Here is a 16,085-nt window from a genome sequence, read left to right on the forward strand (position 1 = left end):
TGGGGTCGTGACTTCGACCTGGGTTGAGCCGTCCAACACCGCCACGGCGCTGCTGCTCCTCGGCCGCGGCAGCGACCCCGCCACCGAACGTGGCGTGGAGTGTCCGGGTGATCTCCCCGCGCCGAGCGACCCCGACCTGGTGGCCCGCGCCGCCGCCGCGAAGGCCGCGCTCGGCACGAAGGTGTTCGTCCTGGGCCACCACTACCAGCGCGACGAGGTGATCCAGTTCGCCGACGTGACGGGCGACTCGTTCAAGCTGGCCCGGGAGGCGGCGGCGCGCCCGGACGCGGAGTACATCGTCTTCTGCGGCGTGCACTTCATGGCCGAGAGCGCGGACATCCTCACCTCGGACGCCCAGAAGGTGATCCTGCCCGACCTCGCCGCCGGCTGCTCGATGGCCGACATGGCGGTGCTGTCGCAGGTCGAGGCCGCGTGGGACACGCTCACCGACCTGGGCATCGCGGCTGAGACCGTGCCGGTGACGTACATGAACTCCTCGGCGGACATCAAGGGCTTCGTCGGCCGCAACGGCGGCGTGGTCTGCACCTCGTCGAACGCCAAGCGGGCCCTGGACTGGGCCTTCGAGCAGGGCCGCAAGGTGCTGTTCCTGCCCGACCAGCACCTCGGCCGCAACACCGCGGTGCTGGAGATGGGCTTCTCGCTGGACGACTGCGTGCTCTACGACCCGCACAAGCCGAACGGCGGGCTGACCCCGGAGCAGCTGCGGGACGCGAAGATGATCCTGTGGCGCGGCCACTGCTCGGTGCACGGCCGGTTCACGCTCGACAGCGTCAAGGACGTCCGCGAGCGGGTGCCGGGCGTGAACGTGCTGGTGCACCCGGAGTGCCGCCACGAGGTGGTGAACGCCGCCGAATTGGTCGGCTCGACCGAGTTCATCATCAGGACGATCGAGGCGGCCCCGGCCGGCTCGGCGTGGGCGGTCGGCACCGAGCTGAACCTGGTGCGCCGGCTCGCCCTGGCCCACCCGGACAAGCAGATCATGTTCCTCGACCGGGCGGTCTGCTACTGCTCGACGATGAACCGGATCGACCTGCCGCACCTGGTCTGGGCGTTGGAGGAACTTGTCGCCGGGCGCGTGGTCAACCAGATCACGGTGGACCCGGAGACCGCCCGACACGCCCGGTCGGCGCTGGACCAGATGCTCGCCCTTCCGGGAGCCTGATCACCGTCGGTGACCCCGCTGGCACGGAAACGTACCGGACACCCCGGTTCGTGCCCTCGCTGGCGATGTGACCGATTCCATTCCCGTCACGGAGGGCTATGCTGCCGGGGCGACGACACACGCGGCCCGTTTTTCCATGACCGCGTTCCGGGTAGCGATGAACTTCGTGCACCCATCACTAGACACGGCAGCACCCAACGCGCTGGAGGTTGCGTTGACCGACGACGTCCTGGTCGTACACGGAGGCACTCCGCTTGAAGGGCGGATCCGCGTGCGCGGCGCGAAGAACCTGGTGTCCAAGGCGATGGTGGCCGCCCTGCTGGGCGACACACCCAGCCGGCTGTTCGACGTGCCGCGTATCCGTGACGTCGAGGTGGTCCGCGGTCTGCTCGGCCTGCACGGCGTCAAGGTCAGCGACGGCGTGGAGGAGGGCGAACTCGTCTTCGACCCCTCGAACGTCGAGAGCGCCAGCACCGACCAGATCAACGTGCACGCCGGGTCCAGCCGGATCCCGATCCTGTTCTGCGGCCCGCTGCTGCACCGGCTCGGCCACGCCTTCATCCCCGACCTGGGCGGCTGCCACATCGGCCCGCGCCCGATCGACTTCCACCTCCAGGCGCTGCGCGAGTTCGGCGCCACGGTCGAGAAGACGCCGGAGGGCCTGCACCTGTCCGCGCCCAACGGACTGCACGGCACGAAGTTCGCGCTGCCGTACCCGAGCGTGGGCGCCACCGAGCAGGTGCTGCTCACCGCGGTGATGGCCGAGGGCGTCACCGAGCTGCGCAACGCGGCGGTCGAGCCGGAGATCATCGACCTCATCTGCGTGCTGCAGAAGATGGGCGCGATCATCAAGGTCCACACCGACCGGGTGATCGAGATCCAGGGCGTCAAGAAGCTGCACGGCTACACGCACCGGCCGATCCCGGACCGGATCGAGGCGGCCAGCTGGGCGGCGGCGGCGCTCGCCACCCGCGGTCACGTCGAGGTGCTGGGCGCCCAGCAGGCCGACATGATGACCTTCCTGAACATCTTCCGGTCGGTCGGCGGCGAGTACGAGGTCACCGACCTGCGCCCGCCGCGCGGCGGCAGCCCGGGCCAGGAGGGCGGCATCCGGTTCTGGCACCCGGGCGGCGAGCTGAACGCGGTGGCGCTGGAGACCGACGTGCACCCCGGTTTCATGACCGACTGGCAGCAGCCGCTGGTGGTCGCGCTCACCCAGGCCCGGGGCCTGTCGATCGTCCACGAGACGGTCTACGAGCAGCGCCTCGGCTACACCGAGGCGCTGAACACGATGGGCGCCAACATCCAGGTCTACCGGGACTGCCTCGGCGGCACCCCGTGCCGCTTCGGCCGGCGCAACTTCAAGCACTCCGCGGTGATCGCCGGGCCGAGCAAGCTGCACGCCGCCGACCTGGTCATCCCGGACCTGCGTGCCGGGTTCAGCCACCTGATCGCGGCGCTGGCCGCCGAGGGCACGTCCCGGGTGTACGGCGTGGACCTGATCAATCGCGGCTACGAGGACTTCGAGGCCAAGCTGGCCGACCTCGGCGCGCACGTCGAGCGTCCCTGACCGTCCCGTTCACTCGTCCGGCCGCGTGCCGTCGCTGTTTCGCCGCAAGTCCGCCGACCTCGTCGAGGAGTCCGTCACCACGGTGACGACCGACGAGGAGTCCGCCGCCCGCCCCCGGGGCTACACGCCCAGCAAGAAGGAACTTGGGCAGGTCACGCCGAAGCGCCCGGTCGCCGGCCGCCGGCCGACCGCGCCGGCGAAGCCGCTGACCAAGGAGGAGGCCCGCGCGCAGCGCCGCGCCGCCCGCGCCGAGGCCGCCGCCGAGTTCCGCCGCGAGGGCGGCCCGCGTGACCGGGGCCCCGAGCGGCTGCTCGCCCGCAACGTGGTCGACTCCCGCCGGACGATCGGCACCTGGTTCTTCGGCGGCGCGCTGATCGTGCTGTTCGGCTCCAACCAGGCCATGCCGCCGATCGTGCGGCTGCTGTCGAACGTGCTCTGGGGCGCGCTGGCGCTCGGCGTGCTGATCGACTCGATCCTGATCTCCCGGAAGATCAAGCGGCTGGTCCGCGAGCGCTTCCCGAAGAGCACCGAGAAGCTCGGCTCGCTCTACTTCTACGCGATCATGCGGTCGATCACGTTCCGCCGGATGCGCGCTCCCGCGCCCCGCGTGAACATCGGCGACAAGGTCTGACCGGACCGGCCCCGAATCGGCCTCTCCCCGCCCCGGCGGTGAGAGGCCGATGTCGTGTGCGGCCGGCCGATGCCGCCGTCAGGCCACGCCGAGCAGGCGCAGCACCGCGGTGGTGGCCGCCGCCGCGACCACGACCAGTACGAACGGCGCCCGGCGCCAGGCGAGCAGCAGGCCCACGAGTACCCCGGCGGGCCGGGCGTAGCCGGCGAAGCCGCCGGCCTCGGTGAGCGCCGCGGTGGCGGCGAGCGCGGCGAGCAGCGTGGCGGCGCCGACCGGCAGCAGGTGACGGGACCACTCCGGCAAGTCGAGCCGGTCCCGCAGCAGCACCCCGGCGACCCGGAACCCGTAGGTGCCGGCGGCCAGCGCGAGGATCACCGCGATCAGCACGGGACCTCCCCGGCCCGTACGCTCCGCCGAGCCCCGCCGTCGTCCACCGGTCCGCTGCCAGCGGCGTCCGGCACGGCTACGGGACCGCCACCCGGCGCGGCGTCCGGGTCGGACGGCACGCCGGACCGGTCGGCGGACGCGGGGTTCGGGTCGGCGGCCGGCGAAGCGGGTGGGCGGCGGCGGGCCAGCAGCGGCAGGGCCAGCGCGGCGAGCGCGAGCAGCACCGGCAGCCCGGCCGGCAGCAGTGGGGTCGCCAGCACGGCGAGGCCGGCGCCGAGAAGTGCCACCCGGCGGGTCTCCCGGTCGCGCAGGCTGGGCAGCAGCAGCGCGGCCAGTCCCGCGGGGAACGCGGCGTCGAGTCCCAGCGTCGCCGGGTCACCGGCCGCGCCGCCGGCGAGCACGCCGAGCGCGGTGCCGGCGTTCCAGGCCAGGAACAGCAGCACCCCGGCGAGCCAGAACGCCCGGCGCCGCTGCGGCCCGGCCGGGCGGGCCAGCGCGAACGCGGTCGCCTCGTCGGTCATCAGGTGGCTGCCGAGCAGCCGCTGCGCGCGGCGGGTGCCGAGCGCACCACCGAGGGCCAGGCCGAACGGCAGGTGCCGGGCGTTGAGGAGCAGGCCGGCGAGGACCGCCGCGAGCGGGCTGCCGGCCGCGACGAGGCCCACTGCCATGAACTGGGCGCCACCGGCGTAGACGACCGCGGACATGGCGAGCGTGGCCCAGACGGGCAGGCCGGCGGCCACCGCCACGGCACCGAACGAGGCGCCCACGGCGAGCATCGCCGCGCCGATGGCGGCGACGTCGCGGAGTACCCGGGCGTCGCCCGTTCGGTTTGCCGTACGCATGTCCATTATCCTGAACGGGAGCACGCTGGTTCGTCAAACCGAACAAACCGACCGATGGAGCGAACATATGGCGATCGACCCCGCTCCCCCGCTCGCCACCATCGCCGCCGCGCTGCGCCGCGAGCGCGAGCGGGCGGGCCTGTCGCTCACCGAGCTGGCCCGTCGCGCCGGCATCGCCAAGTCCACCCTGTCCCAGCTGGAGTCCGGGTCCGGCAATCCCAGCGTGGAGACGCTCTGGGCGCTCGGCGTGGCGCTGGACGTACCGTTCAGCCGCCTGGTCGAACCGCCCACCGCCGCCGTCCGGGTGGTCCGGGCCGGGCAGGGGCCCCGGATCCGGTCCGAGCACGCCGACTTCTCGGCCACCCTGCTCGCCGCCGGGGCGCCGCACGCCCGGCGCGACGTCTACGTGATGGAGCTGGAACCCGGCGCGGTCCGGATCGCCGAGGCGCACACCCCGCGCAGCGTCGAGCACGTCGTGGTGGCCGCCGGGCGGATGCGCGTGGGCCCCGAGAGCGACCTGGTCGAGCTGGAGCCGGGCGACTACGCCACGTTCCCGGGCGACACCCCGCACCGGTACGAGGCACTGGCCCCGGGCACCTTCGCCGTCCTCGTCATGGAGCACCCGTGACCGCGGACGGCGCCCGGTAGAGCCGGGTCACCACCTCCTCGATGTCCGGCTCCACGATCGAGATGTCCCGCAGCGTGGTCAGGCCGGCCAGCCCGGCCACCACCTCGGCGACGCTCGCCCGTTCCAGCGCGAAGACCAGCCGCCGCCCGTCCGCCTCCACCCGCTGCACCGGCGCGCCGGGCAGCACCGGCGGCTCGGGCAGCGCCGTGTCCAGCTCGGCGACCACCATCCGGCGCGAGCCGTACCGGCGGTGCAGCTCCGCGATCGACCCGTCGTGCACCACCCGCCCGTGGTCGATCACCACGAGCCGCCGGCACAGCCGCTCGATGTCGGCCAGGTCGTGCGTGGTCAGCACGAGCGTGGTGTCCCCGGCCCGGCCCAGCTCGGCCAGGAACCCGCGTACCGCCTGCTTGCTGACCACGTCCAGGCCGATCGTCGGCTCGTCCAGGAACAACACCTCCGGGCCGTGCAGCAGCGCCGCGGTCAGCTCACCGCGCATCCGCTGACCCAGCGAGAGCTGCCGGACCGGGGTGTCCAGGAACCCGTCCAGGTCGAGCAGCTCCCGGCAGTGGGCCAGCCGGGCCGCGTGCTCGCCGGCCGGCACCCGGTAGACGTGCCGCAGCAGGTCGAACGAGTCCCGCAGCGGCAGATCCCACCAGAGCTGCGAGCGCTGCCCGAACACCACCCCGATGCGCAGCGCCAGCCGGGTCCGATCGGCCACCGGGCGCAGCCCGCACACCCGGGCCCGCCCGGACGACGGCGTCAGCACACCGGTGAGCATCTTCAGCGTGGTCGACTTCCCGGCGCCGTTCGGGCCGATGTAGCCGAGCATCTCGCCGCGCTCCACCCGCAGGTCGACCCCGTCGACGGCGGTCACCGTCCGCTTCTCGCGCCGCAGCGGACCGGCCTTCACCCGGACCGTGAACTCCTTGCGCAGACCGTCCATCTCGATGACGCTCATGACCCCGTACTCCGGTAGTGACGGACCCCGACGCGCCAGGCCAGGGCGGCCAGCGCCGCGGCGACCACCGCGACGCCCGGCGCGGCCCAGCCCGTCCACTGCGGCAGGCCGAGCGGGTCGGCGCGGCCCAGCAGCGCCAGCGCCGGGTGGTAACTGACGAAGGCGAACCCCATCCCGTACGCGAACAGCGCGCGGAACCACCCGCCGTACACGGTGACCGGGTACGAGGTGAAGTCGCGCCCGCCGTAGGTGACCGCGTTCGCCAGCTCGCCCGAGTCGACCCAGTAGAACGACACGGTCGCGGTCAGCACGAAGACCGAGCCGAAGAAGACCACCGCGGCCGGCGGGGCGATCACCGCCAGCGCGACCCGGCCGGGCGTCCAGTCGATGCCGGCCGAGACGAGCGCGAACAGCAGCACCGCCAGCCCGAACACGGCCCGGGACAGCTTGCGCAGCGGCAGGTCCATCAGCAGCAGTTGCGGCAGCGCCCCGAGCGGGCGGACCAGCACGGCGTCGAAGAGGCCGGTGCGCACGTACCGGGGAAGCCGTTCGATGTTGCCGACCAGCAGGTCGGCGGTGGCGAAGCCGCACGACGACAGGCCGACCACGACGAGCGTCTCGCGCAGCGTGAAGCCGCCCAGCTCCCGCGTCACGCCGAAGATCACCAGCACGGTGACCACGTCGAACACGGTGGCGCCCACGTTGCCGACCAGGTCCACCACGAACGACGTGCGGTACGCGGCCTGCGAGCGTGCCTGCGCACCGAGCAGCGCCCGGTACGCGCGCAGTTCCGCCAGGTCAACCATCCTGGGCGCGCTGCCGCGCTCAGCCACCCTGGACCACCAGACGGCGCTCGGCACGGCGCTGCACCAGCCGGCACAACGCCAGCAGCAGCACCGCCCAGCCGGCCTGCACCCCGACCAGGGTGAGGCCGGTGGCCATCGGCTCCCGCTCGACGAGCACGTCCAGCGGCACCTGGAGGATGCTGGGGAACGGGGTGGCGTACCGCAGGACCGCCTCCAGCGGGCCGGGCAGGAAGCCGAGCGGGAAGTAGAGCCCGGCCAGCACGCCCGAACCGAGCGTCCACAGGATCATCGGGCCCCGGACGTCCTGCAGCCAGTACGCGGTCGCGTTGACCAGGTAGCGGCAGCCGAAGCAGACCACCACCGCGAGCAGCGCGGAGAGCAGGAACAGCGGCACCGTGGCCCAGTGCCGGGGCACGTACACCGCGAAGAAGAACGGGCCGACCACCAGCGGCGGCACCAGCCGGGCCAGCGACGCGAACCCGGCCCGGCCCAGGTCGGTGGCGAGATAGCTGGTCACCGGATGCACCGGCCGCAGCAGGTCGGCGGCCACCTCGCCGGTACGGATCCGGTCCGCCAGATCGGTCCAGCCCCAGATGGCGATCACCGCCAGCAGCCCCTGGCCGGCCCAGACGAACGTGGCGAGCTGTGCCCTGTCGTAGCCGGCCACGGTGCCCGCCGCACCCGTCGCCGCGAGGAAGATGTAGCACCGCAGGAAGCCGAACACGGTGTTGGTGCACAACCCCGCCACGGCGGCCTGACGGTAGGTCGCGTGCCGCCGGAACCCGGCCGCCGCGATCGCGCCGAATGTCCGAAACCATGGGGTAACGTGTGCGCCGGTGGGTGGTGCCACAGTGGCGGTGACCGAGCCCACGCCGTTACCCTCCTTCCGCAGCCACGACGTGCTGGACCGGGCGACTGTACCGGCACGTCCGGCGCCCCAGCGCGAGAATTTCCAATGAGGTGACACCGCCGTGAGCGAGCGACGCGAGCCGGCCCCGGGGCCGTCCCGCGCGAGCGGCCGGAGGGGTTGCCGATGAGCGGCTGGGGGAGCTGGCGCGAGCCGGCCGAACCGGCCTGGGCCGCCGAGCCCACCCACGAGTGGCAGCCGCAGTTCCCCGGCCAGCGCTACCCGGGTGACATCGGCATCGAGAACCTGACGCCGCGTCCGCGCGCCGTGGTCGGCCGGGCCGAGGTACGCCCGGTCAGTCCCGCTCCGGACGAGGACACGTACCCGGTGAGCCCCGCCGGTCCCCGGCCCGCGGGGCACGAGGGCGGGCGCCCGGTGAGTCCGGCCGGTGGTCATCCGGTCAGCCCGGCCGCCCCGCGCGGCGGTGAGCCGGTCAGCCCCGCCGGTCCGCGCGGCACGTACCCGGTCAGCCCGGCCGGTCCGCGCGGCGCACACCCCGTCGGTGCCGGTCCGCGCGATGCGTCTCCGACCGGCTCCGCTCGTCCACGGTGGGCGGACCCGGTCAGCCCGGCCGGCCCGCGCGAGGCGCACCGCGCGGGCCCGGACGCGTACCCGGTCAGCCCGGCCGGTCCGCACGGCGCGTACCCGACCAGTCCGGCGGCGCCGCGCGAGGCGTACCCGATCAGTCCCGCGGTCCCGCCCGGCGTGCACCCGACCAGCCCCGCCGGTCCACGCGGCGCGCACCCGGACGGACCGGCAGGACCAGGCGGCGCGCACCCGAACAGTCCGGTAGAGCCACGCGGCGGGCACCCGGACGGGGCGGCGGGACCACGTGGCACGTACCTGGACGGGCCGGGTGCCTCGCGCGGGGCGTACCCGATGGGTTCCGGCGGTCCCGGCGGACAGCGCCCCGCCGGGCCGGACGGCCCCGGCGCGGACGGCCGCCGGCCCTACCGGCCCGGTCCGCCGCCGGAGCGGCTCGACCAACGCTGGGTACACCCCGACGGCCCACCCCGTCGGGCCGCCCAGCCGGGCTGGATGCCGGAGCCGAACGAGGCTCCGCACCGGGCCGATCGCCCGGCGGACGGCAGGCGCGCCCCGGCCGACGGCCGTCCGGCGGCTTCCGGCGACCGGTGGGGCGAGGCACCCGACGCTCGTCGTGACCACTCCCCCGCGGCGCGTGGCGGTCCCCTGCCCGACGGACGTCGCGGCCCCTTCCCGGAGCCGTCCCAGGTCGACCCCGCCCGTGGGCGGCGCGGTCCCGGCGTCGACGGGCGCGGTCCCGGCGTCGACGGGCGCGGTCCCGGCGTGGACGGGCGCGGTCCCGGCGTCGACGGGCGTGACGAGGCCGCGCCGCCGTCGGAGCGGAGTGCGGCCGGCCGGGTCGAGCCGGGCCGGCGTGAGCCAGGCTGGGCCGATCCGGCTCGCGACGGCCGGCGCGAAGCAGGCTGGAGCGAGCCGGGCCACGGCGGCCCCGGTTGGGGCGGTTCGGGCCACGACGGCCGGCGTGAGCCCGTTCGTGACGGCTGGCGCGAAACCGGCCCACGTCCCCCGGCGGACCGGCGCGACCCGGCCGGTGGCCGGTGGGACGATCGTGCGCCGGGCCGCGAGGCCGCCGCGTACCCCGAGACCCAGCGCCGGGCACCCGGGAACGGGCGGCCCGCGCCGCAGGGCGAGCCCGACCGGTACGGGGCGCAGGGACACCGTCCGGCTGACCCGCAAGCGTCCGCCCCGGCGCGGCCGGGCGCCGACCAGCGTTGGCAGCGCCCGCCGGCCGATCGCCCCCGCCCGCACCAGGGCGAGTGGCCCGTCATCGAGCCCCGCCCCCGGCCGGAGCCCGACGCGTACCGGCCGGACGAGCGGCACCGCCCACCCGCGGACCGGCCGGTACCGCCCCGGCACCCGATGCCGCCCGCCGACGGTCCACGCCCCGACGCGCGCCGTCCCGAGCAGGACGGTCCCGTCCGTCCGGACCCCCGCGACGCTCGGCCTGCCGGTACGGGCGCGCAGCCCGACGGCAGCGGTCCGCGCACCCACGCCCCCCGGCCGCCCACCGCCCCGACGCGCCCCGAGACCGGCCGGCCGCAGCCGGAGCAGGACCGTCGCCGGCCGGACGAGCTCGCCGCGCGTCCCGAGACCCGGCCGCAGCAGTGGCCGCTCCGGCCCGACGAGCGCCGTCCGGACACCCCGGAGCAGGCGGCCGCACGCCCGGACGACCGTGCCCGCCCTGCCTCGGCGGTGCCGGATCCGCTGTCGGCACCGCGCACGCCCACGCGCCCCGGCGACGGCTCGCCGTCGACCGGCCAGGCCCCGCTGCGGCCCGTGCCACCAGCCGGTACGGACGAGCAGCACCGGACGCCGGCGCCGGGCCGGTACGAGGCGACTCGTCCGCCGGTGTCCGAGCCCGACCGGCGCGTGGCCGACGGCGGTTCCGCACCGGCCGTTCCCGTCCGCGACGAGCCCTCGCCCGCCGCGCCCTCGGGCCCCAGGTCGGACGCGCCCTCAGCCCCGGCGTCGGACAGGCCTTCCGGTCCCGCGCCCCGCGTGCCGGCCGGCCCCACACCCGGCGCGCCCCCTTCTGCGGATCCGGGGTCGAGCGCACCGGTCTCCGGCGGGGTCACTCCCGCCGCGCCGGTTGCCGGCACGCCCAGCGGAGATGCGCAGGCTCCTACCGGCACCGGACGAGCAGAGGCAGTCCGCCCCGCGCCGACACCGGGCCGGACCGAGGAACGTCAGGGTCTTCCTCCGGCTGGCCCCGTCCAGCCGGCCCCGGCCGCGCCGGCTCGTCCCGCGCCGCCCACCTATCCGGGCCCTGCCCTCGCCCGGCCGACCGCGCCACCACCGGTCGTCCCGGCGACGCGCCCCGCCGACCCGGTACCGCGCCCCACCGACCCAGCGCCGCGCCCCGCCGACCCGGCGCCGCGCGCCGTCGAACCGGAGGCACAGGCGGCTCGGCCCACGGCAGGCACGGGCGCCCGCGCGGTCCCGGACATGGGGGCCGATCGCCCGGTGGTCGACCCGCGTACCCGAACCATGCCCGGCACCCCGACCACGCCTGGCACAGATGCCGACAGTCGAGCGGTCGACGTGGACGTCGAGACGACGCCGCCCCGGACGGTCACCCAGGCCACGCCGGCCGCCGGCACCGGCCGGCCCGAGACCGATGTGCACGTCCCCGTCGAGGACGGCAACCGGGGAGCCGACGCCGGCACGCGGCCCGAGTCCCGCTCGGACGGAGGCCGGCCCGATGCCGAAATGGACGTGAAGGCCACGTCCACTACGGACATCGTCTCCTCGGAAACCGACGCGGACACCCGGCGCCCACAGGGCGCGGACCACCTGGGAGCCGACGCGTCCTCCGACCGGAGCGACAAGCCGTCGGAGAGCGGCCGACCGGCGGAGAAGACACCTCCGCCGTCCCCCGGCGCCGAGGCATGGTTCCGCCCGAACCAGGCCGCCGAAGCCCCGAGACCGCCGGAGATCTTGGACGATTCCGGCCCCTCTGGGGGCCCTTTCGTACCAAGATCTCTACCCGGCCAGGACTCAGTCGCGCCGTCGGGTGGCGAGCGCGGTGGGGGTCCGTCCGTCGGGACGCCGGCGGCATCGCTCGGCGCGCCAACGCCGGCCACGCACCCGACCGGCGACGACGGGTCTCCAGCGGTGGTGGAGGCTTCGGAAGCGGCGGCGAAGGGGCCGGAAGCCGCACCCGCACCCGCACCCGCACCGATCGTCACTGCCTCTCCCGTGGACACGCCGACCGCCGGCGCACCGGCCGATCCGGCAACGACGACCGGTTCACCGGCCGCACCCGTGCCCGCGCCGATCACCCCGCCGCCGGTCGAGCCGACGACGGCGGACACCAGCGTCCCCGCACCCGACGGCCCGCCCGCCGAGCCCGAGCCGCACGACGCGATGGCTCCCGTACCCGAGCAGTCCAGCCCTGCGCCGGAACGCGCTCCGAACGATGTCGCCACCTCCGGCACCACCGAGGCCCGGCAGGACGGCGCGGCACCGGAGACCACCGCCGACGAGACGACGCGGGACACCACCGCCGACGAGACGACGCGCGAGGCCACCGCCGACGAGACGACGCGGGAGACGATCGCCGACGGCACAGCCCAGGAACCAGCGGCGGCCGACGGCACCGGCCACTCCGCGCCCACACCGTCCACCCCGGAGCCGGTCGGCACGGCCGCTGATGCGGACGCCACCGCTGCCGCGCCCGAGCAACAGACGCAAGCACAGACGCAAGCACAGGCCGACGACACCGAACCGACCCCGGCCGGCACGGAGCACGACGCCGGCCACGCCGGCAGCGCCGAGCACACCAACAGCACCGACGACACCGACGACGACGAAGACGACGCGCAGGATCGGCGTACCCCCGAAGCCGGAACCGACGACGGCGCCGAGCCGGCGACGGACATCGAACCTGCGGCGGACGCCGAACCGCCGCCTCCCGTCGACCCGGAGCAGGCCCTCGCCGCAGTCGGCTGGGAACTGGATCCGCTGACGCTGCGCGAGCGGGCCCCCGACCCGGCGCAGCTGCGGGTGATCCGGGACGGGCTGACCGGCAAGCTGGACACCACGCTCGACAACCGCAGCCGGGCCCGGCTGCTGAGCCTGCGGGCGGTGGCGTCGCGGATCCTCGGTGACCTGGACGACGCGCTCGGGGACGCGCGGCTGGCCGTCACGTACGCGGAGGCCACCGGCGAGTTCCGGCGGACCGCGCTGGCCCGCGCGCGCCTGGCGGAGGCGCTGCGGTGGCGGGGTGACCACGCGGAGGCGGACCGGCTCTTCGCCGAGGCGAACTCGCCGGAGCTGCCGGACCGGCTGCGCGCGCTGCTGCACGAGCACGCCGGGCGGTGCTGCTTCGACCAGGGCCGGCTGACCGAGGCGTGCCTGCACTTCGAGCGGGCGCTGGACCTGCGTCACGGCGAGGACGCGCAGCTCAACGCCCGGGTCGAGGTCGCGCTGGACGCGGTCGCGGAGCGGGCCGCCGCCGACGGCTTCGGGCCCGCGCCGCGCCGGCCCGAGGAGGTGCTCGGCACGCCGTGTCCGCCGGTGGCGACGTTCGACGAGGAGCAGCAGCTCTGGGGGTACGCGGACGCCGGCGGCGAGATGGTCATCGCGCACCGGTACGCCGAGGCGCAGCCGTTCCACGAGGGACTGGCCTGGGTACGGCGGCCGGAGGCGTCCCGGTGGGCGCTGATCGACACGTCCGGCGCGGCGCTGATCGAGGCGAACAACGGCTACCGGGCGGTGGTGCCCTTCTCGGACGGGCTGTCCTGGGTGTCGATGGACGGCAAGAGCCGGTGGATGGCCGTCGACCGGATGAACATCGTGAAGATCCCGCCCGGGTACGAGGAGGCCAGGCCGTTCCGCAACGGCCTGGCGGCGGTACGGCAGAACGGCGGCTGGGGCGCGGTCGACCTCACCGGCGAGGTGGTGGTGCCGACCCGGTACCACCGTCTCGGCACGCCGCTCGCGGACGGGCGTGAGGTCGACGGGTTCACCGCCGACGGGCTGGCGGTGGTCGAGCTGGCGGGCCGCCGGGGCGTGGTGGACCGGGCCGGCCGGGTGGTGGTGCCACCGGCGTACCCGACTGTGGTGGTGCACCCGGTGGCGTTCCTGGTCGCCGCCGAGTCGGGCCGGTGGGGCGCGCTGGACCGGCGCGGCGAGCCGCTCATCGACCCGGTGCACCCGGGCCGGGCGGCGGTGGTCGCGGAGATCGACCGGCTGCTCGCCGACGCCAGCCCGGTGCTCTGACCCGCGCCCGGCACGCCACCCGGAGCGGCGGCGACCCGGCCCGCCGGAACCGGCACCCCTCGGGCCGGCCGCTCACGCCGTCGGCGGGGGGCCGAGCAGTTCGATGCCGTTGCGGGCGGCGGCGTGTCCGAGCGCGGCCGGGTCGACCGGCGCCGGGTCGGGCAGCCGGCGGTGCGGCGCGGGCACGCCTGCTTCCGCGGCGAACCGCTCGAACCCGGCCGGGGTGGTGATCTGGAGCGCGCGCAACGGCTCGTCCGGGCCGACCACGAAGGTGTGCGCCAGGCCCACCGGCAGCAGGACGAAGTCACCGGGACCGGCGGTGAGCGTATCGCCGTCGCAGTGGAACCGGGCGGTGCCGGAGAGCAGGTAGAACATCTCGTCCTCGACCTGGTGGCGGTGCAGTGGCGGGGCGAAGCCGGGCGGGTTCACGAACTCGGCGACGGTGAGGCGGTCCCGGGTGTGCCGGCCGCCGGCCTTGAGCGTGCACAGGTTGCCGAGGAACCAGTACGCCTCGCCGTCGTCGGGGCCGAGCAGGTAGGGGCGGACGGACATGGGGCGGCCTCCGATTTCAGTGAATGCGAGAATATTCGATAGCCATCAGTCTAGTGAATAGATTGTTAGTATCGCTAGGTCATGGCTGGAGTCAAGGACGGCAAGTCGACGCGCCCCTACCGCTCGGCGGTGCGCGAGGAGAGCGCCCGGCGTACCCGGCAGGCGGTGGTGCGGGCGGCGACCGACCTGTTCGTCACGCGCGGCTACGCGGCGACGTCGCTGGCCGACGTGGCCGTCGAGGCGGGCGTCGCCCGGCCCACCGTGTTCGCCGTGTTCGGCTCCAAGGGCGCCCTGCTGCGCCAGGTGCTCGACGAGGCGCTCGCCGGTGACGACGAGCCGGTGCCGGTGGCGCGCCGCCCCTGGTTCCAGCCGGTCTGGGAGGCGACCGACCAGGGCGCGGTGCTCGACGCGTACGCCGGGGTCTGCACGCTGATCGGCCACCGCGCGGCCGGCGCCTTCGAGACGGTGCGCCGCGCCGCGGACGAGGCGCCCGAGGTGGCCGAGCTGTGGGAGACGCTGCTGCGCAACCGCCGCGCGGGGGCCGCCATGGTGGTCGACCGGCTGCTCACCCTGGACGGCCCGCTCCGGCCGGACGCGGGCACCGGACGCGCGGTCGACGCGCTGTGGTTCTACAACGACCCGGCGCACTACGCGGCACTGGTGCAGCGGTGCGGGTGGACGGAGGAGAGTTTCCGGCGGTGGCTCGCCGCCCGGATGCGCGACGCGCTGCTGGGGGCGTGAGCGCCGGACGGCGTCCGGGACCGGGCAGGTCTAGGGTCGGGAGCATGGAATTCCGTCACCTGGGCCGTTCCGGCCTGATGGTCAGCGAGATCTCGTACGGCAACTGGATCACCCACGGCTCGCAGGTCGAGGAGGACGCGGCGGTCGCGTGCGTCCGCGCCGCGATCGACAGCGGCATCACCACCTTCGACACCGCCGACGTGTACGCGGGCACCCGCGCCGAGTCGGTGCTCGGCCGCGCGCTCAAGGGCGAGCGTCGCGAAGGGCTGGAGATCTTCACCAAGGTCTACTGGCCGACCGGTCCCGGCCGCAACGACAGGGGTCTGTCCCGCAAGCACATCATGGAGTCGATCGACGGCTCGCTGCGTCGCCTCCAGACCGACCACGTGGACCTGTACCAGGCCCACCGCTACGACTACAGCACCCCGCTGGAGGAGACGATGGAGGCCTTCGCCGACGTCGTACGCTCCGGCAAGGCGCACTACATCGGCGTCTCCGAGTGGAAGGCGTCCCAGCTGCGTGAGGCGCACGCGCTGGCCCGTGAGCTGCGCATCCCGCTGATCTCGAACCAGCCGCAGTACTCGATGCTGTGGCGGGTCATCGAGACCGAGGTGGTACCCACCAGCGAGGAGCTGGGCATCGGCCAGATCGTCTGGTCGCCGATGGCCCAGGGTGTGCTGTCCGGCAAGTACCTGCCGGGCCAGCCGCCGCCCGCCGGTTCGCGCGCGACCGACGAGAAGTCCGGTGCCGGGTTCATCGCCCGGTTCATGACCGACGACGTGCTCACCCGCGTGCAGCGGCTCAAGCCGCTGGCCGAGCAGGCCGGGCTGACCATGCCGCAGCTCGCCGTCGCCTGGGTGCTGCAGAACCCGAACGTCTCGTCGGCGATCATCGGCGCGTCCCGGCCGGAGCAGGTGCACGACAACGTGAAGGCGGCGGGCGTGAAGCTCGACGCCGACCTGCTCAAGGCGATCGACGAGATCGTCGAGCCGGTCACCGAGCGGGATCCGGCGAAGACCGAGAGCCCGGCTCAGCGCCCGTGACCTCGCGTCGTTCCCGGGCCGGCTCGCACCGGCCTCACGAACGCCGGCGCGAACTGGGTCGACCA

13 protein-coding genes are annotated in these 16,085 nt (G+C 74.9%); 7 read left to right on the forward strand and 6 right to left on the reverse strand.

Annotated features, from left to right (window positions below; genetic code table 11):
* The first annotated feature begins 7 nt into the window (after positions 1-7).
* The 3 genes from nadA (at position 8) to ACPCK6_RS14505 (ending at position 3,384) form a co-directional block, all read left to right on the forward strand.
* Positions 8-1,183: a quinolinate synthase NadA gene (gene nadA, locus ACPCK6_RS14495; RefSeq protein ID WP_423481349.1), complete on the forward strand. Its 1,176-nt coding sequence runs from the start codon at positions 8-10 to the stop codon at positions 1,181-1,183.
* A gap of 214 nt (positions 1,184-1,397) precedes the next feature.
* Complete coding sequence (murA, locus tag ACPCK6_RS14500) at positions 1,398-2,753, forward strand: UDP-N-acetylglucosamine 1-carboxyvinyltransferase (RefSeq protein WP_135241354.1); 1,356 nt, start codon at positions 1,398-1,400, stop codon at positions 2,751-2,753.
* Positions 2,754-2,778: 25 nt separating this feature from the next.
* On the forward strand, positions 2,779-3,384 hold the full coding sequence (locus ACPCK6_RS14505) for a DUF3043 domain-containing protein (protein WP_396882346.1): 606 nt from the start codon (positions 2,779-2,781) through the stop codon (positions 3,382-3,384).
* A 78-nt stretch (positions 3,385-3,462) separates the two neighbouring features.
* Here the strand turns inward: ACPCK6_RS14505 and ACPCK6_RS14510 are convergent, their stop codons facing one another.
* Complete coding sequence (locus ACPCK6_RS14510) at positions 3,463-3,771, reverse strand: AzlD domain-containing protein (RefSeq protein WP_334461719.1); 309 nt, start codon at positions 3,769-3,771, stop codon at positions 3,463-3,465.
* Positions 3,765-4,613 (reverse strand): AzlC family ABC transporter permease, encoded by an 849-nt coding sequence (locus tag ACPCK6_RS14515; RefSeq protein ID WP_423481350.1) that lies wholly within the window; start codon positions 4,611-4,613, stop codon positions 3,765-3,767. Before ACPCK6_RS14515 ends, ACPCK6_RS14510 begins: the two co-directional genes overlap by 7 nt.
* 67 nt (positions 4,614-4,680) lie before the next feature.
* Here ACPCK6_RS14515 and ACPCK6_RS14520 point away from each other — a divergent pair, with 67 nt between their 5' ends.
* A complete protein-coding gene (locus ACPCK6_RS14520) occupies positions 4,681-5,241 on the forward strand; it encodes a helix-turn-helix domain-containing protein (protein ID WP_194801148.1) in 561 nt (186 codons plus the stop codon).
* Here the strand turns inward: ACPCK6_RS14520 and ACPCK6_RS14525 are convergent.
* Genes ACPCK6_RS14525 through ACPCK6_RS14535 form a run of 3 tightly spaced genes read right to left on the reverse strand, consistent with a single transcriptional unit; the run spans position 5,225 to position 7,879 of the window.
* Positions 5,225-6,202 (reverse strand): ABC transporter ATP-binding protein, encoded by a 978-nt coding sequence (locus tag ACPCK6_RS14525; RefSeq protein WP_396882349.1) that lies wholly within the window; start codon positions 6,200-6,202, stop codon positions 5,225-5,227. The genes ACPCK6_RS14520 and ACPCK6_RS14525 overlap by 17 nt on opposite strands.
* Positions 6,199-7,008: an ABC transporter permease gene (locus ACPCK6_RS14530; protein ID WP_423481351.1), complete on the reverse strand. Its 810-nt coding sequence runs from the start codon at positions 7,006-7,008 to the stop codon at positions 6,199-6,201. The genes ACPCK6_RS14525 and ACPCK6_RS14530 overlap by 4 nt, the downstream gene beginning before the upstream one ends.
* Before the next feature lie 19 nt (positions 7,009-7,027).
* Complete coding sequence (locus ACPCK6_RS14535; protein WP_402811302.1) at positions 7,028-7,879, reverse strand: ABC transporter permease; 852 nt, start codon at positions 7,877-7,879, stop codon at positions 7,028-7,030.
* Between the two features lie 3,846 nt (positions 7,880-11,725).
* On the opposite strand from ACPCK6_RS14535, the gene ACPCK6_RS14540 reads away from it, so the two are divergent.
* Positions 11,726-13,684: a WG repeat-containing protein gene (locus ACPCK6_RS14540; protein ID WP_514132353.1), complete on the forward strand. Its 1,959-nt coding sequence runs from the start codon at positions 11,726-11,728 to the stop codon at positions 13,682-13,684.
* A 72-nt stretch (positions 13,685-13,756) separates the two neighbouring features.
* Here ACPCK6_RS14540 and ACPCK6_RS14545 read toward each other — a convergent pair whose 3' ends face one another.
* Positions 13,757-14,236 carry a cupin domain-containing protein gene (locus ACPCK6_RS14545; protein ID WP_396882353.1) on the reverse strand — a complete coding sequence of 160 codons (480 nt, stop codon included), beginning with the start codon at positions 14,234-14,236 and terminating at the stop codon, positions 13,757-13,759.
* A gap of 81 nt (positions 14,237-14,317) precedes the next feature.
* Between ACPCK6_RS14545 and ACPCK6_RS14550 the strand changes: the two genes are divergently transcribed.
* Positions 14,318-14,977 (forward strand): TetR/AcrR family transcriptional regulator, encoded by a 660-nt coding sequence (locus ACPCK6_RS14550; protein WP_396882354.1) that lies wholly within the window; start codon positions 14,318-14,320, stop codon positions 14,975-14,977.
* A 44-nt stretch (positions 14,978-15,021) separates the two neighbouring features.
* On the forward strand, positions 15,022-16,020 hold the full coding sequence (locus ACPCK6_RS14555) for an aldo/keto reductase family protein (protein WP_135241361.1): 999 nt from the start codon (positions 15,022-15,024) through the stop codon (positions 16,018-16,020).
* Positions 16,021-16,085 lie beyond the last annotated feature (65 nt).

Source organism: Micromonospora sp. AB353, from assembly GCF_049538395.1.
In the GTDB taxonomy this organism is placed as follows: Bacteria; Actinomycetota; Actinomycetes; order Mycobacteriales; family Micromonosporaceae; genus Micromonospora; species Micromonospora aurantiaca.

What these genes read in the sequence shown, in the direction of transcription:
- ACPCK6_RS14515 (WP_423481350.1), bottom strand. Translation starts at nt 4,613, where the DNA reads ATGCGTACGGCAAACCGAACGGGCGACGCCCGGGTACTCCGCGACGTC.
- ACPCK6_RS14520 (WP_194801148.1), top strand. Translation starts at nt 4,681, where the DNA reads ATGGCGATCGACCCCGCTCCCCCGCTCGCCACCATCGCCGCCGCGCTG.
- ACPCK6_RS14525 (WP_396882349.1), bottom strand. Translation starts at nt 6,202, where the DNA reads ATGAGCGTCATCGAGATGGACGGTCTGCGCAAGGAGTTCACGGTCCGG.
- ACPCK6_RS14530 (WP_423481351.1), bottom strand. Translation starts at nt 7,008, where the DNA reads ATGGTTGACCTGGCGGAACTGCGCGCGTACCGGGCGCTGCTCGGTGCG.
- ACPCK6_RS14545 (WP_396882353.1), bottom strand. Translation starts at nt 14,236, where the DNA reads ATGTCCGTCCGCCCCTACCTGCTCGGCCCCGACGACGGCGAGGCGTAC.
- ACPCK6_RS14550 (WP_396882354.1), top strand. Translation starts at nt 14,318, where the DNA reads ATGGCTGGAGTCAAGGACGGCAAGTCGACGCGCCCCTACCGCTCGGCG.
- ACPCK6_RS14555 (WP_135241361.1), top strand. Translation starts at nt 15,022, where the DNA reads ATGGAATTCCGTCACCTGGGCCGTTCCGGCCTGATGGTCAGCGAGATC.